Raw genomic sequence first — 19,636 nt, 5'->3', positions numbered from 1 at the left:
GTGGACCAGCTGGTCGAGCGGTGCAGCGCCCTCGGCATCGCCGACCGCATCGAGATCGTCGCCGGGACCAGCATCGCCTTCGCCGCCGACCTCGACCTGCTGCTCGCCCCCTTCGTCGCCTTGGATGCCCATGACGTCGTGACGGCGACCCAGGTGGGCACGCCGGCCGTCGCCCTGCGCGGCACGGCGGCGCACCGGCGCTTGGCGGCCGACGCCCTCGTCGGCATCGGCCTCGGCGCCCATGTCGCGGAGAACGTCGACGAATTCGTCGCCCTCGCCGTCTCCCTGATCGGCAATGCCGCGGCGCGCCGCGCGGCTGCGGCCCGCGTGAGCGAGGCGGCGGCCAGCGCCCCGGCCTTCCGGCCCGCGGCCTTCGCCCGCGCCGTCCTGGCGGAGGCGACGGCATGAGCGGATTCGACCAAGCCTCGTCCCTGGCCGCACTGGCGGCCCGTTTCCCCGCGGTCGGCGCCCACTTGCCCCAGGGCGAAACGGTGAGCCGGCTGGTGCGCGACGCCGCCGGCCGGGCGATCGACATCGACCTCGGCGGCGGCACGCTCTACGGCGGCGACGGCGTCGCCACGACGGAAGATCAGCTCGAGAAATTCGCCGTCAAGCCGCTGCAGTTCTTCACGGCGGATCTCGGCGCCACCAACCTGGGCAGCCCGATCTCGGCCCGCATGCGCGACAGCATGATGGCCGGCCTCAAGGCCAACGGCATCGAGACGATGTCGAACAAGCCGGATTACGAGGGCAGCTTCCTGGTCGTGCTCGGCGTCGGCCTCGGCCATCACCTGATCCCGCTGGTCGAGACCACCAAGGCCCGCTCGGTGCTGATCTGCGAGCCGGTCCCGGAATTCCTGGTCCATGCCGCGGCCGTGGTCGACTGGGCCCGGCTGTTCGAGATCGCGGAGCAGCGCGGCATCACCGTGCAATTCACCCTGGCCGACCAACCGGACCTGATCGTCCAGGCGGTCAGCGCATTGGCCGCCCGGGTGGGCGAGCCCTTCATCGACGGCGCCTTCGTCTTCGCTCATTACCCGTCCTGGGTGCTGACCGAAGTGCGCGATCGCCTGCCCATGGTGATCGAGCATCTCTTCATCTCGAAGGGTTTCTACGAAGACGAGCTGAAGATGTTGACCAATGCCACGGCCAACATGCAGCGCTACGATTTCCGCGTGATCGACGCCAAGCCGAAGCCGGTCCGGTCGGAAACCGCACTGATCGTCGGCTCCGGCCCGTCCTTCGACCGCACGCTGCCCGACCTGAAGCGTCTTTCGGCGGAAGGCGTGGTCTTTTCCGGCGGCACCAGCCTGCGCGCCTGTCTGCGCAACGGCATCCGCCCGCGCTTCCACTGCGAACTCGAAAACGGCGAGCCGACCCTCGAAGTCCTGAGCGAACTGGCCCGGGAATTCGATTTCTCGGGGATCACGCTGATCGCCTCCTTCACGGTCCATCCCGATGTCGCCGCGCTGTTCGACGAGGTCTGCTTCTTCTTCCGCGATGCCGTCGTCTCGACCCGCGTCCTGGCGCCGCCGCGCCACGAGATCCTGGGCGCCGCGCCGACCTGCGTGAACACGGCGCTGCGCCTCGGCGCCGCCATGGGCTTCGTCGACTTCGTGCTCTTCGGCACCGACTGCGGCTCGAAGCAGGGCCAGTCGAAACACGCCAAGGACACGATCTACAATCTTCAGGAAAAGCACCGCGCGCACGACCGCAAGACCCAGTACAACCAGGTGATGCCGGGCAATTTCGGCGGCACGGCGCAATGCGACTGGGTCCTCGCCCTGTGCAACCGGATGCTGGCGGACGCCACCGGCCACCTCAATCTCAACGTTTTGAACACGGCCGACGGCGCGCGCATCGCCCATACCAAGCCCAAGGTCGCCTCGAGCATCCGCCGTCTGCCGGTGGCAGCCGATTTCGCGCGCCTCACCCGCGACCTCGAGCGGATCACCGCGCCCTATCGGGCCGGCGAATTCCTCGCCCGCTGGGGCGGCGGCCCCCTGGCCGGTAAGGCCGACGCCTTCTACGAAGACCTGCTTGCCGTGATCGACGCCGCGATCGCCGAGGGCGACGACCTGGTCGCCTTCTGGCACCGCTTGGTCCGCTTCCTGAACGAGGCCGGCACGCGCTACGGCAACCTCCAGCACATCGCCGAAGGCTCGCTGCGCTCCATGCCGAAGATCGGCATGTATTTCATCCACCGCGTGACGGATCCGGAAAAACGTGCCAAAATGGTGACATTCTTCCTGGAGGAATACCGCGCCTCGGTCGTCTTCATGCGCGAGGGCACAGCGGAACTCCTGAAACGGATCGACGGCGAGACGTCGACCGTCGCGCGCGCCCTGGGCGCCACCGGCGGCTGACAGAGGATCGAGGACAGGACGATGGTTTCGGCGGTCTATCTCGGCGGCACTGCGGCTCAGCAGAAGCAGGCCGTGTCCGATTCGCTGGACCAGGTCTACACGCTGATCAAGGCCGGGCTTGAGACGCGCAAGGCCAAGGAACTGGCCAAGGTCCAATATACCTATACGACCCAGTCCAAACTGCCCGCCCTGCAGGCAGAGATCGACCGTCTTTCGACCAACCGCGACGCCGCCTCGGACGCGGTCTCGTCGCTGAAATCGGCCCATGAGAGCGCGATCAAGGTCCTCGACCATTTGAACAATGCCTCGGCCGCGGCCAAGGCCGGCAATACCGCGGCCTTCGATTCGGCGATCACCCAGATCAACATCCTGGTCGGCAGCCGGGCCACCGATGACAGCAACCTGATCGGCAATTCGGGCTCCGGCCAGACCGGCTCGAAGACCTTTTCCCTGAACGCCGGCACCGCCGACATGCTGGTCGCCCTGCAATCGCTCGGCACCTCCTACCTGCTGACCGACCAGAACACCGGGGCCCGGATGACGCCGGACTTCTATACCCAGACGCTGACGGTGGGTAACGGCCAGAAGGTGGCGCTGTCCCAGCTCTCGCTGGTGTCGCGGACCGACAATTCGGTGACCTTCACCGACGGCACCAGCACCTGGTCCGCCGACCTGCAGACCGGCGGGCTGCCGCTCGGCTCGTCCTTCCTCTATGGCGGGCTGACCGGCGACGGCCAGACCCGGGCGCTGTCCGATATCAATGCCGCCATGAAGATCGTCGCCAAGGCGGTCGGCACGCTCGGCAACACCAATCTCCAGGCCGAAGTCGGCATCGCCACGCTGCAGGGCCAGCTCGATACCCTGGGGGACCAGGCGCAGACCCTGAATACGCAGGAATCCGACGCCCAGGCCGCCGCCCTCAAGGCGATCAACACCCGCTATTCACTGCTGGAGAGCAATATCGCCTTCGCCGCCCAGGCGCAGCGCGAGGTGATCGGCGCCGTGATCGGCGAAGACCAAATAACCAGCCAGAGTGTCTTCGACATCATGGGGACTTCCTACTCCTCGACCTGAGGCCGAGGAGGACGTCCCGCCGCTTGGCCCGTGGCCAGGAAGGCCGGTCAGGCCCTGTCCTTGCTCAGGATCGCTTCCGACATGTTGAGGTTCAGCGCGATCAGCTTGTCGAGGACCTCTTCCTCGATATTGCGCTGGAACAGCGTCGCCGCCTTGGCCGCGAAGGTAGTGGTACGGTTGACGAAATCGACCGTCTCGAGCGGCAGTTCCATGCCACGCGCCGTCACCTCGTTGGCGAGGCTGAGCCACAGCTCGGCATTATGCGCCAGCGCCTCGGTCACCGCGGTCAGGGCTGCCCGCGCCTGATCCAGCACCACCGCCTGCTGCAGGAAGGGGAAAGCCGACTCCTCGACGGGGGTCAGTTTTTCGTCTGCCGATTCGCTCATGGGGCTGGGCCTCCTGTTGTCCCCGCGATCCTGTCGCCTGTTTCGTAAAGGATCGGTGAACGCACCACTTTCAGTAGCCGGCGGCGGCGTGCGGATTTTCCCCGTCGAGCGACAGGAGTGTGTCGTAGAGCTCCGGCCGGCGGTCGCGGAACACGCCCCAGGAGCGGCGCTGACGTGCCGTGGCGTCGAGGTCGAAGGTCGCGGTCAGCACCGTCTCGCTCGCCCGGTCGGCCTCGGCCACCTTGGCCCCGGTCGGATCGGCGATGAAGGAGGAACCGTAGAAAGTGATCGCGGTGCCGCGCTTGCCCGCTTCGGTCCCGATCCGGTTCGAGGCGACCAGGGGCATCAGATTGGCACCGGCATGACCCTGCATGACACGTTGCCAATGGGCCGCGGAATCGAGCGTCGGGTCATGCGGCTCCGAACCGATCGCGGTCGGATAGAACAGGATTTCGGCGCCCATCAGCGCCATGGCCCGCGCCGCCTCGGGAAACCACTGGTCCCAGCAGATGCCGACGCCGATCCGGGCATAGCGGCTGTCCCAGACCTGAAAGCCGGTGTCGCCGGGCGAGAAATAGAATTTCTCGGTATAGCCCGGACCATCCGGAATATGGCTCTTCCGGTAGTTGCCGAGCACGGCGCCGTCGGCATCGACGATGGCGACCGAATTGAAGAAACTCTGCCCCGCCCGCTCGAAATAGGAGACCGGCAGCACGACCTCGAGCTCCGCCGCGAGGCGGGCGAAATGGGCGACCAGCGGATTGTCCTCGAGGGGGGCCGCGAGATCGAAGAAATCGTGGATCTGGTCCTGGCAGAAATAGGGCGTCTCGAAGAGTTCCTGGATCAGCACGATCTGGGCGCCTTCGCCCGCCGCCTTGCGCACCAGGGCCTCGGCCCGGGCGATATTGCCTGCCAGATCCCAGTCACAGGCCATCTGGGTCGCCGCCACCGTCACGTTCCGCATCACGCTCTCCCCTTCGCTCGGGGGGAAGTCTGCCCGATCAATGTTGCGTTTTGAAGCCGCAGAGCTGGTCGCAGGGCACGCCGTCGCCGTCGCGGTCCAGGTCGGTCTGATGGCAGCGCTCGAAATAGAAATAGGCTTCGGTGCAGTCCTTCATCTCGCGGCAGAAATGCTTCTCGCCGCAATAGGGCTTGCCGGCCGCGGCCTGGGCCGGAGCGGCGAGCAGAAGGCAGAGGACGACCACGCGCATGGCCCGATTGTAGCCGACACTGCTTGCCCGCCAAGGGCGGTTGGCGGCAGGATGGGCGCCCCGAGGAGAATGTGATGGCGCCGACTTTGCAATCCACCCCGCGTGCAGATGGCTTCCGCATGCCGGGCGAATTCGAGCCGCACCAGGGCTGCTGGATGATCTGGCCGGAACGCTGCGACAATTGGCGGAACGGGGCCAAGCCGGCGCAGGAAGCCTTCGCCGCGGTCGCCGCCGCGATCGCCGAGGGCGAGCCGGTCAGCGTGCTCGCCTCCGCCCGGCAGTTCGTCAACGCCCGCCGCCGGCTGCCTGCGCATATCCGCGTGGTCGAGGTGACGACCGACGATTCCTGGTGCCGGGATACGGGGCCCAGTTTCGTGACCGACGGCGCCGGGCGGCTCCGCGGGGTCGACTGGGGCTTCAATGCCTGGGGCGGGCTCTATGCCCCCTGCGACCAGGACGAGCTGGTCGCCGCCAAGATCCTGGAGATCGAGCGCGTGCCGCGCTACCGGGCACCCCTGATCCTGGAAGGCGGCTCGATCCATGTCGACGGCCAGGGCACGGTGCTGACCACCGAGGAATGCCTGCTCAACCCGAACCGCAATCCCGACCTGTCGCGGTCCGAGATCGAGCGCCACCTGAAGGATTACCTCAACGTCGAGACCGTGATCTGGCTCGGCCCGGGCCTCCATCTCGACGAGACCGACGGCCATATCGACAATCTCGCCTGCTTCGTGAAGCCCGGCGTGATCGCCTTGACCTGGACCGACGACACCGAAGATCCGCAATATGCGATCTCCAAGGATGCGTTGGAGCGCCTGGAAAAGGCGCGCGACGCCCGCGGCCGCACCTTCGAAGTGGTGAAGCTGCCGCTGCCCGGGCCGCTGTTCCGCACGCCCGACGAGGGGGCGGGGATCGATTTCGGCGGGCTCGACGACGACGGCGAGCAGGAGCGCGACATCGGGCTTCGCCTGGCCGGCTCCTACGCCAATTTCTACATCGGCAACGGCACCGTGGTGATGCCCCTCCTGGACCCCGCGACCGACGGCACGGCCCAGGAAATCCTGACCCGCCTGTTTCCGGACCGCCGCGTGATCGCGGTGCCGGGGCGGGAAATTCTGCTCGGCGGCGGCAATATCCACTGCATCACCCAGCAACAGCCGGCCGGCCGCCCCGCCTGAGACGAAAGAGACGAGAGAGGACCTGTCATGGATATTTCGCGGATCGACGCAAGGCTTCGGGACCTCGGCATCACCCTGCCGACCCCGACCGCCCCGGTCGCCAACTATGTGCCCTTCGTCGTCTCGGGCAACCTGCTCTTCGTCTCCGGGCAATTGCCGATGGGGCCGAGCGGGCTGGTCAAGGGCAAGCTGGGCGCCGAATTGGATGCCGCGGCGGGCAATGCCGCCGCCCGGCTCTGTGCCATCAACCTGATCGCCCAGGCGCGGGCGGCGCTGGACGACGACCTCGACCGGGTGCGCCGGGTCGTGAAGCTGGTCGCCTTCGTCTGCTGCACCGATGGCTTCGTGGACCAGCCGAAGGTCGCCAACGGCGCCTCCGACCTCTTCGTCGAAGTCTTCGGTGACGCCGGGCGCCATGCCCGTTCCGCCGTCGGCACCAATGCCCTGCCGCTCGGCGCCGCGGTCGAGGTCGAGGCGATCTTCGAGTTCGAATGATGCTGCCGAAGGGTGACACGCCCGCCCTGCAAGCCTATCGCTGGATGGTGCTGGCGCTGCTCAGCCTGGGCATCGGCGCCTTCGTCGCCTATGCCAAGGCCGGCCGCCTGCCGCCCGAAGACGACCACCGCCGCCTGATCCGGACGACCGTGGTGCAGGCGGGCGGGCTCTTCCTGCTCGGCCTTCTGCTGACGCCGACGCCGGCCGGCCTGTTCGTCCAGGCGGCCGCGCTGGCCTGGTATCTCTATCGTTACGCCCGGGGTTCGGTCCTGGCCGAGACGGAGGTTCTGCCATCATGATGCCGGACTGGCTGACCCGTGTCCCGGTCGCCCACCGCGGTCTGCACGACAAGGCGAAGGGCATCCCCGAGAACAGCCGCGCCGCCTTCCTGGCCGCGGCCGAGGCGGGCTATGCCATCGAGCTGGACATCCAGGTCTCGGCCGACGGCGTGCCCATGGTGTTCCACGACGACACCCTGCCGCGCCTGACCGGCGAAACGGGCCGGGTCGACGAGCGGCCGGCGGCGGAACTTTCCGCGTTGCACCTGTTCGGCACGGCGGAGACCATCCCGACGCTGGCCGAGGTACTGGCCCTGGTCGGCGGGCGGGTGCCCTTCCTGATCGAGGTGAAGGCCGCGCGGGGCAAGGTCGGCCCGCTCGAGGCCGCGACCGCGGCGGCCTTGGCCGATTACCGCGGGCGTTTCGCCGTGCAGTCCTTCAATCCGCAGTCGCTGCTCTGGTTCAGGCGCCATGCCCCCCAGGTCCGCCGCGGCCAGATCGCCATGGATTTCCGCATGGACGACGAACCCCTGAAGCTGCACGAGAAATGGGTGCTCACCCATATGCTGTTCAACCGCTTCGTGCGGCCCCATTTCATCGCCTATGACATCAATGCCGTGCCCAACCGGGCGACCCGGCGCGCCCGTGCCCAGGGCCTGCCCCTGCTGACCTGGACCGTGCGCACCCCGGCCGAGCGCAAACGCGCCGCCGATTTCGCCGACAACATCATCTTCGAAGGCTTCCGCCCGTGAGCCCCGGCCTGCTGCTGGTGACCGGCGGCAGCCGCGGCATCGGCGCCGCCATCTGCCGCCAGGCCGCGGCCGCCGGCTATGCCGTCGCCGTGAACTACGCCCGCGACGCCGCCGCGGCCGCAGCCCTGGTCGCGGAAATCGAAGCATCGGGCGGCAGGGCCGCCGCCTTCGCCGCCGACATCGGCGATGCCGCCACCATTCCCGGCCTGTTCGAAGCGGCGGAAGCGCGCCTCGGCCCGCTCGCCGGTCTGGTCAACAATGCCGGCATCACCGGCGGCTTTTCCCGCGTCGCCGAGCTCGATCCCGCGGTTGCCGCACGGGTGCTGGCGGTCAATGTCACGGGCACCATGATCGCGGCACGGGAGGCGGTGCGCCGCCTCTCGACGGCGCGGGGCGGCGCGGGCGGTGCCATCGTCAATGTCTCGTCGCGGGCGGGCCAGCTCGGCAGCCCGGGCGAATGGGTCCATTACGCGGCCTCGAAGGGCGCGGTCGACACTTTCACCCTCGGCCTCGCCCGCGAAGTGGCGGCGGAAGGGATCCGGGTCAATGCCGTCGCCCCCGGCCTGATCGAAAGCGATCTCCATGCCGAGGCGGGCGATCCCGGCCGGCCGGCACGCTTGGCGCCGCAGATTCCCATGGGCCGCGCCGGCACGGTGGACGAAGTGGCGGCCGCCGTGCTCTTCCTGCTCTCGCCGGCCGCCTCCTATGTCACGGGGGCGGTGCTGGAGGTCGGCGGCGGGCGCTGAAGCACAAGCGCTCTAGCCATTTCGGGCGGCGTCCCCATAATGGCCGGCACCCTTCTGCCTTCGAGTGCCGATGCAGATCTACCTGCCTATCGCCGAACTGTCGGTCGACGTCTTCATGCTGCTCGGCATCGGCGGTGCGGTCGGCTTCCTGTCCGGGCTGTTCGGCGTCGGCGGCGGCTTCCTGATCACGCCCTTGCTGATCTTCATCGGCGTGCCGGCCCCGGTCGCCGTGGGCACCGGGGCGCAGCAGGTCGTCGCTTCCTCCGTCTCGGGCGTGATGGCGCATTGGCGGCGCGGCACGGTGGACGTGCCCATGGGCCTGGTGCTGACCGCGGGCGGCCTGGTCGGCTCCGGTCTCGGCTCCTGGGCCTTCGCGGTGCTGCGCAAGGCGGGCACGGTCGATGTCGTGGTCTCGATCGCCTATGTCATCTTCCTCGGCACGATCGGCGGTCTGATGTTCGTCGAATCGGCCAATGCCCTGTGGCGCCAGCAGCGCGGGCGGGTGCGGCGGCGCAAGCTGCACCAGCACACCTGGATCCATGGCCTGCCCTTCAAGATGCGGTTTCGGAAGTCGCGCCTCTATATCAGTGCGCTGATGCCGCTCGGCATCGGTTTCTTCATCGGCGTGCTCTCGGCCATCATGGGCGTCGGCGGCGGCTTCATCCTGGTGCCGGCGATGATCTACCTGCTGGGCATGCCGACCCAGGTGGTGGTCGGTACTTCGCTCCTGCAGATGATCTTCGTCACCGCCTCGGTCACCTTCCTGCAGGCCTGGACCAACCAGTCGGTCGACATCCTGCTGGCCAGCCTGCTGCTGGTCGGCTCGGTGATCGGCGCGCAATTCGGCAGCCGGGTCTCGCTCCGGCTCAAGGGCGAGCAGCTCCGCGTCCTGCTGAGCCTTCTCGTGCTCGCGGTCGGCATGCGCCTGGCGGTCGATCTCCTGATCCGGCCGAACGAGATCTTCTCGATCAGCCTGATCGGCGGGGCGCGCTGAGATGCGCCGCCTGCTGCTCCTGCTCCTCGCCCTGCTGGCAGCGCCGGCGGCGACCCGGGCCGACAGCCTGGTGACCGACCTCTCGCAGCGCCTGATCGCCATCACCTCGAGCTTCACCGGCTCGTCGATTCTGGTCTTCGGCTCGGTCATTCCGGAGGGACCGGGCAAGCGCGACGTGGTGATCGTGCTGCGCGGGCCGGAACAGTCGATCCGGGTGCGGCGCAAGGAGCGGAGCTTCGGCATCTGGATCAATACCGACGTCCGCACTTTCGACGGCGTGCCGGCCTTCTATTCCGTGGCCTCGACCCGGCCGCTTCCCGAGATCGGCGCCGAACCCGACCTGGCGCGCCAGCAGATCGGCCTCGACGCCCTCAAGCTCCGCCCACGCGGTGCCGCCGCGGACGATGCCGAGGCCCAGGATTTCCGCGCCGCCCTGCTCCGCCTGCGCGGGCGCCAGGACCTGTTCCCGGCCCAGGCGCAGCCGGTCACCTTCCTCGGCCCCAGCCTGTTCAAGGCGGAATTCGGTTTCCCCTCGAATGTGCCGGTCGGCAGCTACAAGGTGGAGATCTATCTGTTCAAGGACGGCACGCTGATCGGCGCCAATTCCTCCGCCCTCTTCGTCGACAAGACCGGGCTGGAGCGCTGGATCTACAAATCGGCCAACAATTACCCCGCCCTCTACGGCATCGCCGCCATCGCCGTCGCCATCGCCATGGGCTGGCTGGCAGCGGTCGTCTTCAGAAAGACCTGAGCCTTGTTCTTCGTCCTCTCCAAGATCTTCTGGATGCTGGCGGCGCCCATCTCGCTCACCTGCGTGCTGGCGGCCCTGGCCCTCCTGTGCCGGCTCGTCACCCTGCGGCGGACCGGCAATGCCCTGGCCTGGAGCGCCCTCGTCCTTCTGCTGTTGCAGGCGGCGACACCGCTCGGCCCGATGGCGGCGGCGGCGCTGGAGCGCCGCTTTCCGCCCCATCCGGAGCTGCCGGCCGAGATCGCCGGCATCGTGGTGCTGGGTGGCGGCGTCGATTCCGACAAGTCGGAAGCCTGGGGCATCCCTGTATTGACCTATGGCGCCGGGCGCCTGACCGGGGCCGCCACCCTGGCCGGACGCTTCCCCGGCGTGCCGGTGATCTATGCCGGCGGCTATGGAGCGCTGGGGACGCCGACCTATACCGAGAACGACGTCGCGCGCGACCTCCTGCCCCGGCTCGGCATCGATCCGGCCCGGGTGAAAGTCACCACCGTGTCGCGCAATACCTATGAGAACCAGCTGGTCGCGCGCGAGGTGGCGGGCGACATCGCCAGCAAACCCTGGATCCTGGTCACCAATGCGCTGCACATGCCGCGCTCGGTGGCGATCTTCCGGACCGCCGGCTGGAACGTGATCCCCTGGCCGGTCGATCCGCTGACCGAAGGGCCGGAGGCCGCCTGGCGGCCGCTCGACGTGCTGGGTACCCTGACCGAATCCTTCCATGCCTCGCGCGAATGGATCGGTCTCGTCGCCTATCGCCTGGCCGGCTATACCGACACGCTGCTGCCCTGACGGAAAGTCAGTCCTGCTTCCCGCGACCACCGCTCTCTGCCAGAGTCCGGCGGTCGGGCGCGGATCCGCGCTCGATCAAGACATCTGAGCCGATTGCCGATTCCCTGAATCGGCAATCGGCTCCGGGGAGGCAAATAATGTTCAAAAACGATCTCTTCGCCGGCAAGCGCATCCTGGTGACCGGCGGAGGCAGCGGCCTCGGCAAGGCGATGGCCGCGAAATTCCTGGAACTCGGGGCCGAGGTGGTGATCTGGGGCCGGCGCGGCGCCCTGCTCGAAGAGACGGCGGCGGAACTGACCGCGGCCCATGGCGGAACGGTGGTGCCCCAGGCCGTGGACATCCGCGTGCCGGCCGCGATCGACGAGGCGCTGGACCAGCTCTGGACCACGCGGGGCCCGCTCGACGGCCTCGTCAACAATGCCGCCGGCAATTTCATCAGCCGGACCGAGGACCTGTCGCCCCGCGGTTTCGACGCCATCGCCAATATCGTCTTCCACGGCACCTTCTATACGACGCTGGCCTGCGGCAAGCGCTGGCTGGCCGAGGGGCGCCCGGCGTCCGTCGTCTCGATCCTGACCACCTGGGTCTGGACCGGCTCGCCCTATGTCGTGCCCTCGGCCATGTCGAAGGCCGGCGTCGCCGCCATGACCAAGAGCCTGGCGGTCGAATGGGGGCCGCGCGGCATCCGCCTCAACGCGATCTGCCCCGGCCCCTTCCCGACCGAAGGCATGTCCAAGCGCCTGCTGCCGATCGACGGGCTGAAGGACGCCGGCCGTACCGTGCCGCTGCGCCGGATCGGCGAACTGCCCGAACTCGCTAATCTGGCCGCCTTCCTGATGGCCGACGAAGTCCGCTACATCACGGGCGAAGTGATGGCGATCGACGGCGGGCAATGGCTCACCGGCGGCGGCACCTTCAGCGCCCTCGACGCGGTGACGGCCGAGCAATGGGGCATGATCCGCGACATGATCAAGGCGACCAACGACCGCGATAAAGCTTCGCGAAGCGCCTGATCGCAGAAAAGACCAGGGCGGAATGAACGTTCATTCCGCCCTGACCGGCAGCTTCTTTTTCGATCAGACCGCGAGGCCGCGGCGGATTTCGCCGGCGATGTCGGACAGCGCCCGGTCGGCGGCGTCGACCACGCCGGGCAGCGAGATCATCCCGTGGATCAGCGTGTCGCAGGCGATCAGCTTGACCGGCACGCCGGCCGCGCCGAGCTTTTCGCCGTAAGCCCGGCCTTCGTCCTGCAGGGGGTCGAAACCGGCGATCACCAGGGTCGCGGGCGGCAGGCCGGAAAGATCGGCGACCGCCCCGGGCGACACCCGGGGATCGGCCATGTCGGTCCCGGCGGGCAGGAATTTGGCCATGAACCAGGTCATCAGCTCGGCCGTGAGCAGGAAGCCTTCGCCATAGGTCTTGTGCGAGGGCCAGTCCCGCGTCATGTCGGTGACCGGATAGATCAGCAACTGATGCCGGGGCAGCGGCAGGCCCAGGACTTTCGCCTGCTGCGAGACGACGGCCGAGAGATGGCCGCCCGCACTGTCGCCGCCGACGCCGATACGGGCGGGATCCGCGCCATAATCGCCCGGCATGGCCGTGACATGGCGCCAGACGGCGATGCAGTCGTCGATCGCGGCCGGGAATATATGTTCGGGCGCCAGCCGGTATTCGACCGAGAGCACGAGGCAACGCGCCTCGTCCGCCAGACGGCGGCAAGGCAGGTCGTAGGCTTCGCGGTCGCCGATCACGAAACCGCCGCCGTGGAAGAAGACGAGCAGCGGTGCCGGCCCGGCCGGCAGATTCTCCGGCACATAGAGGCGGGCGGGAATGTCGCCGCCGGGGCCCGGGATGCGGCGTTCCTCGACCCGGGCGACGCGGCGCGCGCGACCGCCGAAACTATAGGCCATGTCGCGGTAGACCTGGCGCGAGTCTTCGACCGGCAGATGGTCGAGAGGCGGGCGCTTGGCCGCCAGGGCGAGCAGGAACTGCACCTGGGGATCCAGCGTCTTGCCCTCGAGCTGCCAGGCCGGCCGGCCCGACAGGCGCACCAGCCACGAGCGGGGCAGGCGCATGAGCAGCGTCACCAGCCATTTTTCCAGAAATCGGCGAATCTTACCCACGGTCCGGCTCTCCTCGTGTGGCCCGGTGTGCCCCGGCGCTTCAGGTCCTGGTGCGGTCCGCGACGGCGGCACAGGCCCCGGCCACGCCCCCGATCAGCAGCCCGGCGGCGAAACGCGCGGCCCGTTCGACGTCGTTGTCGCCCGTCTCGATCATGCGGCCGGCCAGATTGACGGCGATGCCGTGGACCGCCAGGGTCAGGAATTCGACGTCGGTCCCCGCCGGCAGCAGGCCGCGCACGACCGCGTCCGCCACATCCTCGCGCAATTCGTCGCGCCCTTCGGCCAGTTCCGGGCTCTCGAACACCGAAGCGATGGCGGCGACATTGCGGCGGATCAGGTCGTAGGTCGGCCGATCCTCGACGACATAGCGGAAATAGGTGGAATAGGCCTGGAAGCAGAATTCGTCGAAGCTCCGCGCGGAGCGGCGTTCGGCGCGCAAGCGCTGGCGCAGGTGGCGTGCACTCTCTTCGACCACGGCGCGGAATACCGCCTCCTTGGTCGGGAAGTAATTGTAGAAGGTGCCGGAGGCGAGCGAGGTGCGCCGGATGATGTCGCGCACCGTGGTCGCCTCGTAGCCGAGTTCGGCGAAGACTTCGCGCGCAGCGGCCAGAATCTGCGAGCGATTCATCGCCTTGGTCTGGGCCCGCTTGCCGGCGGGCACGCCGTCGCCCGGCTCGCCGTCGACGGCGTCCTCGGTCATCGCCCGGTCCCCTTGCCGGGGATCGGCCGTCCCCGCCATCGCCGCGCGGAGGCCGCGTGCCTCGATATCCACCCTGTCGCCCTCAAGATCCACCGTCTCACCCCCGATGCGCGCCCATCATCACGAAAATGACGCCGTCGTCAAACGCCACGCAGGTCGGCACCCACGCGGCTTGTCGCGCGGGCGGGCGCTCGCTAGTGTCCGCACTCGATCTTCTTCCGTCGGGCCCATGATCCACCGTTTGCGTCGTCCCCTTCTGGCCCTCGCCCTGGCTGCCGCGGCGCTGGTCGCAGCACCGGCCAGCGCCCAGGACAGCCCCAGCCAACCTTTGGCCGGCGCCCCCCTGCCGACGGACGGCCGTCAGGTAACGAGCCAGATCACGACCTGGACCGGAGCCCTCGACAAGCTCGAAACCGCGCTGGCCGTCACCGGCATTTCCGACGAGGACCTGACGGCGGCGCGCAGCCAGCTCGAAAAGATCCGGAACGACGCCAAGGCGCTGTCCGACGCGGCCACGTCGAGCGTGAACGACAAGCGCCAGCTCCTCGACGCGCTCGGCCCGCCGCCCGCCGACGACACGGTGAAGGAAGCGCCCGAACTGGCCCGCCAGCGCGCCAGCCTGAACGCCGACATCGCCGATTACGACGGCCGCGCCAAGCGGGCCCAAGTGATCACCGCCCGGGCCGAGGCCCTGATGACGATTGCGACCGAAACCGCGCGCCAGCGGATCGCCGCCAAGGTGATGGCCAAGGAGACGTCTCCCTTCTCGCTCCAGCTCTGGCGCGACGGCATTCCCCAGGCGGCCGAGGCGCTGGCCGCCCTGGCCGCCGCCCCCGCCCTCTGGTGGCAGACCGAGGGCACGCCGGAGAAAGTGGCCAAGGCCTGGCCGACCGTGCTGCTGGTCAGCGTGGTCGCCACCATCCTGGGCTGGCCGATCCGGCGCTGGCTGCTGCGCCGGGGCGGACCGCGCAGCGACATCGAGGCGCCGACCTACGGCCGCCGCGTGCTCGCCGCCAGCGCGGCCGGCCTCGCCTCCTCGGCCATTCCGGTGCTGGCGCTGGTCTCGGTCTATGTCTCGCTCGAAGCCCACGGGCTCCTGTTCGGCGATCTCGAGACGATCCTGCGCGGCTTCGTCGTCGGGCTTTCGATCTTCTTCGTGATCGGCGGCTTCGCCCATGTCGCCCTGCAGCCCCATCTGCCCGCCTGGCGCGTCGCCCGCCTGACCGAGGACAGCGCCGACCGGCTCGACTCGCGGCTTCAGTTGCTCGCCGTCATGCTGGGCATCAACGGCTTCGTGTGGATCGCCTTCCACATTCCCGACGCCGACGACGCCTTCCGCGCCCTGGTCAATCTGTTCGCCAATTCGACCGTGGCCTTCGGCCTGTGGCCCCTGCTGGGCGACCGCGCCTGGCTGCGCGACGAGACCCCGGCCGAAGGCGAGGAAGAAGAGAGCGATGCCCGCGATCCCCGCCTCTATGTCGTCGCCCGGCGGCTGATCCGCCTGCTCGTCCTGGCGATACCGATCGCGGCGCTGGCCGGCTATTACAACCTGTCCGACTATATCACCCGGAACATCATCCTCGCGGGCGCCCTGTTCGGCGTCTTCTCCGCCCTGTCGACCGTGGTCGGCGAAATGACCTGGGCCATGATCGGGGCGCAGCAAGGGGCGCTGCGCCAAGTCCGCAAGGCGATCGGGCTGTCCGAGGATTCGGGGCGGATCGCACAGTTCTGGATCGCCGGTTTCTTCAACGTCGTCCTGGCGATCGTCCTGTTCCTGGTCTTCCTGCCTTCGGCCGGCGTGCCGGAAGAGGATATCGCCGATTTCCTGAGGACCGGCATCTCCGGCCTGAAGATCGGCAATTTCACCATCTCGCTGACCGACATTTTCCTCGGGATCGCCGTCTTCATCCTGGCGCTCCGCCTGACCCGCATGGTCCAGCGCCTGCTGGAGAAGCGGATCCTGCCGCAGACCCGTTTCGACCCCGGCGTGCAGAATTCGATCAAATCGGCCGCCGGCTATGCCGGGGCGACCATCGGCGTGGTCATCGCCGTCTCGGTCGCCGGCATCAATTTCTCCAATATCGCGATCATCGCCGGCGCGCTCTCGGTCGGTATCGGCTTCGGCCTGCAGAACATCGTGAACAATTTCATCTCCGGCCTGATCGTGCTGGTCGAACGGCCGGTCAAGGTCGGCGACTGGGTTGTGATCGGCGGCGCCGAGGGCACGGTGAAGCGGATCAACGTGCGCGCGACCGAGATCGAGACCTTCAAGCGCGCCACCGTGATCGTGCCGAACGGCGAGCTGATCTCGCAGTCGATCGTCAACTACACGCTGCGCAACAAGCTCGGCCGGATCGACATTCCCGTGGGCGTCGCCTATGGCACCGAGCCGCTGGAAGTCGAGAAGGTGCTGCTCGAACTGGCGGCCGGCCACAAGGCCGTGCTGTCCTTCCCCAAGCCGCGTGTCTTGTTCCAGAGCTTCGGCGCGAGTTCCCTCGATTTCGAGCTGCGCTGCTTCATTGCCAACATCGAGGACGGGCTCACGGTGCGTACCGAACTCATGTATGCGATCGAGAGCGCCTTCCGCGAGCGCAACATCGAGATTCCGTTCCAGCAGTCCGAGGTCAACTTCAAGACCCGCGACCTCGAGAAGCTCGAAGCGATCCTTCAGCGCATCCTCGATACGCGCCACCATGACGAGAAGAAGGAGCCCGAGGCATGAGCGACGGTGGCGAGGCCGAACGGCCCAAGGTGATCGGCGAAATGATCGGCGAGAACAAGCATATGCTGCTCGCCGCCATCCCCTTCGCCGTCGCCGTGGGCATGGAAGTGGTCGACGTCGGCCCGGCGCGCGCCACGCTGCGCCTGCCCTGGCGCGAAGACCTGGTCGGTAACCCCGAGACCGGGGTGCTACACGGCGGCATCATCACCGCCCTGATCGACAATGCCTTCGGCACCGCCACTGTCTGCGCCCTGACCACCCTGACCAGCGTCGCCACGCTGGACCTTCGGATCGACTATCTGAAGCCGGCCAAGCCCGGGCTCGCCGTCATCGTCGAGGCGGAATGTTATCGCATGACGCGCAGCATCGCCTTCCTGCGCGGCCTCGCCCATCACGGCGACCGGGACGACGCCATCGCCCATTCGGTCGCCACCTTCATGGTCGGCGCCAACCGGGCGGGCGGGCCCCGTCCCCCCGCTGCCGCGCGGAAGGAGCAAGCCCATGGCTGAGCAGGAAGCGCCCCCGAACCGCCTGCCGATCGCCCAGCCGATGGATGCCGACAGCCTGCGCCGCCTGATGCAGGCGATTCCCTTCGCCCGCTTCCTGGGCGTCACCGGCGCGCTGGACGACGGCGGCCGGATCGTCGCCCAGATGCCCTTCGCCGAACAGTTGATCGGCAATGCGCGGCTGCCCGCCCTGCACGGCGGCACCATCGGCGCCTTCCTGGAAATGACCGCGATCGCCCAGCTGATCGCCGACATGGCCGAGCCGGGCATTCCGAAGACGATCGACATCACGATCGACTACCTGCGTTCGGGCCGGCCACGCGACACCTTCGCCCGCGCCGTCGTGGCCAAGCACGGGCGGCGCATCGCCAATGTCCGCGTCGAAGCCTGGCAGGAGGATCCGGCCCGGCCGATCGCCACGGCCCATGGCCATTTCCTGCTGCCCGGCGGCAGCGACGCGGAAACGCCGACCGATCAGGCCTGACGGCGCCCGAACAGCACGGCGGCGAGCGCCAGGGCGGCCGAGATCAGGGCGTTCCAGGCCGCCATCGAAAGGCCGAGGAAGGACCAGGCGGCGTCGCCGCAACGCACCACCGGCGCCACCTCCAATTGGGCCAACAGGTCGGCCACGCTGGCCGCCGGACCGCTCGACCCGCCGCAGGAGGCGAGGCCCTGCCACCAAGTCTGCTCCACGCCGACGTGGAAGACCGCGATCCCGGCACTGGCGACGAGGCCGAGCACGCCGAGACCAAGGCCGATCCAGCCGAGCCGGCGCGGCAGCACGAACGCGACCATGGCGCTGGCGATCGCGCCGCCATGGGCCCAGCGTTGCCAGACACAGAGTTCGCAGGGCGCGAGCCCGCCGAAAATCTGAAAGGCGAAGGCCCCGCCCAGCAGTGCCGCGGAGCCGGCGATGACGAGCAGTGCACCCTGCCGATAAGTCCGGCCGCGCCTCACGACAGGCGACTCCGGCGCAGGCCGACCCAGGCCAGGACGAACAGGGCCAGGGCGGCGAAGAAGATGCCGGCCGCCGGCTCCAGATTCCGTTCGATCACGTTCCAATGCTCCCGCAACACGAAACCGAGCCAAGCGAGCCCGGTGACCCAGATGGCCGAGCCGAGGCCGGACCACAGAACAAAGGGCACGACGCCCATGCCCGCGAGGCCGGCAGGCACCGAGACGAAGGCGCGCAGGCCCGGCACCAGGCGCCCGAAACAGACAAAGAGGACGCCGTAACGCTCGAACCAGGCAACCGCAGTGGTGACATTGGCCGGGCGCAGCAGGAGATAGCGGCCGTGGCGCGCCGTGACTTCGGCCAGCCGTTCGGCACCCAGGCGGCGCGCGGCCAAATACCAAGGCAGATTACCGAGGGTGGTGCCGGCGATCGCCAGCAGCACCACGGTGACGAAGTCGAGCTGCCCCTTGGCCGCGGCAAAGCCGGCCAGCGGCATGATCACTTCGGAAGGCAGGGGCGGAATCAGGTTTTCCGCCACCATCAGCCAGAACACGCCGGCATGGCCGAAATCGGCCATCACACCGGCGATCCACTGTTCCATCTGCCCGGGCCCTCGAGAGCGGCGCCATGCCGCATCGCAACGATTGTTCCTAGTATCTTTCCGCCTGCAAGCCAAGCGGCGCCAGCATCGACTGCACGCTGTCCGGCCCGACCAGATGGGCCGTCCCGACGGCGATGAAACTGGTACCATGGCCTTCCGCCAGCAGGCCCTGAATGCGCTCGGCCCAGGCATGGTTCCGCCGGCGCAGCAGGGCGTCGTACAACGGACTGTTCTTGGGCGGCAGTTCGGCCGCGAGAAGGCCCTGCAGCGCCTCGACGTCGCCGGCACTCCAGGCCAAGGCGAGGGCGCGAAGGTCGCTGCCGCCTGCCACCTGCCCCTCTGGCGCCTGCCCCTCCACGGCCTGTCCCGCCGCCTCGACGGCACGGTCGATCGCCTCGCGCAGCATCGCGAGCTCGTCGGCTTCCGGCAGGTCGGCGAAAATGCGGAGCTGCTCGCTCATGGTCTCCAGCCGGCGAACCGGCTTGCCGAGCCTATGCGCCTCGGCCTCGAGCGAGACGTCGACCCCGGACGCCGCATCGAAGCCGTCGCGCTTCACCGGCGCGATTTCGAGCATGGTTGCGGCCAGCCAGGGCCGCAGGTGTTCGAGCGAGCGGAGATCGAGGCCGAGGTTCTGGGCCAGCATCGCCAGCTTCAAGGCGTAATCCGGGCCGAGCCGGGCCGAAAGCGGCGCCGACAGCGAGACGCCGTAGCGCAGCAGGGAAACCGTCGAAGTCAGGCCGAGGCTGGTATCGGTTTCGACCCAGAGCGTGTCGGCCCCGGCGAAGACCGCATCGATTCGCGCCGAACGCCAAGTGATGTCCTGCGGCAGCAGATGCACCGTGCCGAACAGATAGACCGTGGCATCGCCCTGGCGCACGACCCAGAGCGGCGGCTCGGCCCGCGCCGGACCGAACCACAGCAGCCACGCCAACGCCAAAGCCCCGAGCCGCCCGGCGATCCTGATCCCGATCCCGCTCATCGCGCCTCCACCGGTATCGAACCGGCTATA

At 68.4% G+C, this 19,636-nt stretch carries 23 protein-coding genes; 15 read left to right on the top strand and 8 right to left on the bottom strand.

What is annotated here, in order from left to right; genetic code table 11:
- From WC493_RS02880 to WC493_RS02870, 3 genes are all read left to right on the top strand, one after another.
- On the top strand, positions 1 to 408 hold a 408-nt coding region (locus tag WC493_RS02880; protein WP_373062322.1), incomplete at its 5' end, for a hypothetical protein.
- The gene (locus WC493_RS02875; protein WP_373062320.1) at positions 405 to 2,366 is read left to right on the top strand and encodes a motility associated factor glycosyltransferase family protein; all 1,962 of its coding nucleotides are present in this window, start codon (positions 405 to 407) and stop codon (positions 2,364 to 2,366) included. The genes WC493_RS02880 and WC493_RS02875, both read left to right, overlap by 4 nt.
- 21 nt (positions 2,367 to 2,387) lie before the next feature.
- Positions 2,388 to 3,440: a hypothetical protein gene (locus WC493_RS02870; RefSeq protein WP_373062318.1), complete on the top strand. Its 1,053-nt coding sequence runs from the start codon at positions 2,388 to 2,390 to the stop codon at positions 3,438 to 3,440.
- A gap of 47 nt (positions 3,441 to 3,487) precedes the next feature.
- Here the strand turns inward: WC493_RS02870 and WC493_RS02865 are convergent, their stop codons facing one another.
- From WC493_RS02865 to WC493_RS02855, 3 genes are all read right to left on the bottom strand, one after another.
- Positions 3,488 to 3,826 carry a hypothetical protein gene (locus WC493_RS02865; protein WP_373062316.1) on the bottom strand — a complete coding sequence of 113 codons (339 nt, stop codon included), beginning with the start codon at positions 3,824 to 3,826 and terminating at the stop codon, positions 3,488 to 3,490.
- 70 nt (positions 3,827 to 3,896) lie between these two features.
- A complete protein-coding gene (gene aguB / locus WC493_RS02860) occupies positions 3,897 to 4,793 on the bottom strand; it encodes an N-carbamoylputrescine amidase (protein ID WP_373062314.1) in 897 nt (298 codons plus the stop codon).
- Between the two features lie 34 nt (positions 4,794 to 4,827).
- The gene (locus WC493_RS02855; RefSeq protein WP_373062312.1) at positions 4,828 to 5,037 is read right to left on the bottom strand and encodes an excalibur calcium-binding domain-containing protein; all 210 of its coding nucleotides are present in this window, start codon (positions 5,035 to 5,037) and stop codon (positions 4,828 to 4,830) included.
- A 74-nt stretch (positions 5,038 to 5,111) separates the two neighbouring features.
- Here WC493_RS02855 and aguA point away from each other — a divergent pair, with 74 nt between their 5' ends.
- From aguA to WC493_RS02810, 9 genes are all read left to right on the top strand, one after another.
- Entirely contained in the window at positions 5,112 to 6,215 is a 1,104-nt protein-coding gene (aguA, locus tag WC493_RS02850) for an agmatine deiminase (protein ID WP_373062310.1), read from the top strand.
- A gap of 27 nt (positions 6,216 to 6,242) precedes the next feature.
- Positions 6,243 to 6,710 carry a RidA family protein gene (locus tag WC493_RS02845; RefSeq protein WP_373062308.1) on the top strand — a complete coding sequence of 156 codons (468 nt, stop codon included), beginning with the start codon at positions 6,243 to 6,245 and terminating at the stop codon, positions 6,708 to 6,710.
- A complete protein-coding gene (locus tag WC493_RS02840; RefSeq protein ID WP_373062306.1) occupies positions 6,707 to 7,009 on the top strand; it encodes a hypothetical protein in 303 nt (100 codons plus the stop codon). Before WC493_RS02845 ends, WC493_RS02840 begins: the two co-directional genes overlap by 4 nt.
- On the top strand, positions 7,006 to 7,740 hold the full coding sequence (locus WC493_RS02835; protein ID WP_373062304.1) for a glycerophosphodiester phosphodiesterase family protein: 735 nt from the start codon (positions 7,006 to 7,008) through the stop codon (positions 7,738 to 7,740). Before WC493_RS02840 ends, WC493_RS02835 begins: the two co-directional genes overlap by 4 nt.
- Positions 7,737 to 8,486, top strand: a complete 750-nt coding sequence (locus tag WC493_RS02830; RefSeq protein WP_373062302.1) for an SDR family oxidoreductase — start codon at positions 7,737 to 7,739, stop codon at positions 8,484 to 8,486. Before WC493_RS02835 ends, WC493_RS02830 begins: the two co-directional genes overlap by 4 nt.
- Before the next feature lie 70 nt (positions 8,487 to 8,556).
- Entirely contained in the window at positions 8,557 to 9,480 is a 924-nt protein-coding gene (locus WC493_RS02825; RefSeq protein WP_373062300.1) for a sulfite exporter TauE/SafE family protein, read from the top strand.
- 1 nt (position 9,481) lies between these two features.
- Positions 9,482 to 10,231, top strand: coding sequence for a TIGR02186 family protein (locus tag WC493_RS02820; RefSeq protein ID WP_373062298.1), 750 nt, complete (start codon positions 9,482 to 9,484; stop codon positions 10,229 to 10,231).
- A 3-nt stretch (positions 10,232 to 10,234) separates the two neighbouring features.
- Positions 10,235 to 11,020: a YdcF family protein gene (locus tag WC493_RS02815; RefSeq protein WP_373062296.1), complete on the top strand. Its 786-nt coding sequence runs from the start codon at positions 10,235 to 10,237 to the stop codon at positions 11,018 to 11,020.
- A 137-nt stretch (positions 11,021 to 11,157) separates the two neighbouring features.
- Positions 11,158 to 12,033 (top strand): SDR family oxidoreductase, encoded by an 876-nt coding sequence (locus WC493_RS02810; RefSeq protein WP_373062294.1) that lies wholly within the window; start codon positions 11,158 to 11,160, stop codon positions 12,031 to 12,033.
- 63 nt (positions 12,034 to 12,096) lie between these two features.
- On the opposite strand, the gene WC493_RS02805 is transcribed toward WC493_RS02810, so the two are convergent.
- Positions 12,097 to 13,143 (bottom strand): alpha/beta hydrolase, encoded by a 1,047-nt coding sequence (locus WC493_RS02805; protein ID WP_373062292.1) that lies wholly within the window; start codon positions 13,141 to 13,143, stop codon positions 12,097 to 12,099.
- Positions 13,144 to 13,183: 40 nt separating this feature from the next.
- Positions 13,184 to 13,843, bottom strand: coding sequence for a TetR/AcrR family transcriptional regulator (locus WC493_RS02800; protein WP_373062290.1), 660 nt, complete (start codon positions 13,841 to 13,843; stop codon positions 13,184 to 13,186).
- Between the two features lie 241 nt (positions 13,844 to 14,084).
- On the opposite strand from WC493_RS02800, the gene WC493_RS02795 reads away from it, so the two are divergent.
- From WC493_RS02795 to WC493_RS02785, 3 genes are read left to right on the top strand one after another with little or no spacing between them, the layout of a single operon-like run.
- On the top strand, positions 14,085 to 16,565 hold the full coding sequence (locus tag WC493_RS02795) for a mechanosensitive ion channel domain-containing protein (protein WP_373062288.1): 2,481 nt from the start codon (positions 14,085 to 14,087) through the stop codon (positions 16,563 to 16,565).
- Positions 16,562 to 17,074, top strand: a complete 513-nt coding sequence (locus WC493_RS02790; protein ID WP_373062286.1) for a PaaI family thioesterase — start codon at positions 16,562 to 16,564, stop codon at positions 17,072 to 17,074. Before WC493_RS02795 ends, WC493_RS02790 begins: the two co-directional genes overlap by 4 nt.
- Positions 17,067 to 17,555, top strand: a complete 489-nt coding sequence (locus tag WC493_RS02785) for a PaaI family thioesterase (protein WP_373062284.1) — start codon at positions 17,067 to 17,069, stop codon at positions 17,553 to 17,555. Before WC493_RS02790 ends, WC493_RS02785 begins: the two co-directional genes overlap by 8 nt.
- On the opposite strand, the gene WC493_RS02780 is transcribed toward WC493_RS02785, so the two are convergent.
- Genes WC493_RS02780 through WC493_RS02770 form a run of 3 tightly spaced genes read right to left on the bottom strand, consistent with a single transcriptional unit; the run spans position 17,546 to position 19,606 of the window.
- Complete coding sequence (locus WC493_RS02780) at positions 17,546 to 18,028, bottom strand: disulfide bond formation protein B (RefSeq protein WP_373062282.1); 483 nt, start codon at positions 18,026 to 18,028, stop codon at positions 17,546 to 17,548. The genes WC493_RS02785 and WC493_RS02780 overlap by 10 nt on opposite strands.
- Entirely contained in the window at positions 18,025 to 18,627 is a 603-nt protein-coding gene (locus tag WC493_RS02775; protein ID WP_373062280.1) for a DedA family protein, read from the bottom strand. Before WC493_RS02775 ends, WC493_RS02780 begins: the two co-directional genes overlap by 4 nt.
- 49 nt (positions 18,628 to 18,676) lie before the next feature.
- Positions 18,677 to 19,606 (bottom strand): TraB/GumN family protein, encoded by a 930-nt coding sequence (locus WC493_RS02770; RefSeq protein WP_373062278.1) that lies wholly within the window; start codon positions 19,604 to 19,606, stop codon positions 18,677 to 18,679.
- Positions 19,607 to 19,636 lie beyond the last annotated feature (30 nt).

Source organism: Zavarzinia sp. (genome assembly GCF_041650655.1).
In the GTDB taxonomy this organism is placed as follows: domain Bacteria; phylum Pseudomonadota; class Alphaproteobacteria; order Zavarziniales; family Zavarziniaceae; genus Zavarzinia.
This window is presented reverse-complemented; position numbering and strand designations above follow the sequence as displayed.

Bases quoted from the DNA above. Each gene is read 5' to 3' on its own strand.
- aguA (WP_373062310.1), top strand. From the start codon at position 5,112: ATGGCGCCGACTTTGCAATCCACCCCGCGTGCAGATGGCTTCCGCATG.
- WC493_RS02865 (WP_373062316.1), bottom strand. From the start codon at position 3,826: ATGAGCGAATCGGCAGACGAAAAACTGACCCCCGTCGAGGAGTCGGCT.
- WC493_RS02810 (WP_373062294.1), top strand. From the start codon at position 11,158: ATGTTCAAAAACGATCTCTTCGCCGGCAAGCGCATCCTGGTGACCGGC.
- WC493_RS02845 (WP_373062308.1), top strand. From the start codon at position 6,243: ATGGATATTTCGCGGATCGACGCAAGGCTTCGGGACCTCGGCATCACC.
- WC493_RS02870 (WP_373062318.1), top strand. From the start codon at position 2,388: ATGGTTTCGGCGGTCTATCTCGGCGGCACTGCGGCTCAGCAGAAGCAG.
- WC493_RS02800 (WP_373062290.1), bottom strand. From the start codon at position 13,843: ATGACCGAGGACGCCGTCGACGGCGAGCCGGGCGACGGCGTGCCCGCC.
- WC493_RS02785 (WP_373062284.1), top strand. From the start codon at position 17,067: ATGGCTGAGCAGGAAGCGCCCCCGAACCGCCTGCCGATCGCCCAGCCG.
- WC493_RS02840 (WP_373062306.1), top strand. From the start codon at position 6,707: ATGATGCTGCCGAAGGGTGACACGCCCGCCCTGCAAGCCTATCGCTGG.
- WC493_RS02775 (WP_373062280.1), bottom strand. From the start codon at position 18,627: ATGGAACAGTGGATCGCCGGTGTGATGGCCGATTTCGGCCATGCCGGC.
- WC493_RS02875 (WP_373062320.1), top strand. From the start codon at position 405: ATGAGCGGATTCGACCAAGCCTCGTCCCTGGCCGCACTGGCGGCCCGT.
- WC493_RS02790 (WP_373062286.1), top strand. From the start codon at position 16,562: ATGAGCGACGGTGGCGAGGCCGAACGGCCCAAGGTGATCGGCGAAATG.
- WC493_RS02820 (WP_373062298.1), top strand. From the start codon at position 9,482: ATGCGCCGCCTGCTGCTCCTGCTCCTCGCCCTGCTGGCAGCGCCGGCG.
- WC493_RS02825 (WP_373062300.1), top strand. From the start codon at position 8,557: ATGCAGATCTACCTGCCTATCGCCGAACTGTCGGTCGACGTCTTCATG.
- WC493_RS02855 (WP_373062312.1), bottom strand. From the start codon at position 5,037: ATGCGCGTGGTCGTCCTCTGCCTTCTGCTCGCCGCTCCGGCCCAGGCC.
- WC493_RS02835 (WP_373062304.1), top strand. From the start codon at position 7,006: ATGATGCCGGACTGGCTGACCCGTGTCCCGGTCGCCCACCGCGGTCTG.
- WC493_RS02770 (WP_373062278.1), bottom strand. From the start codon at position 19,606: ATGAGCGGGATCGGGATCAGGATCGCCGGGCGGCTCGGGGCTTTGGCG.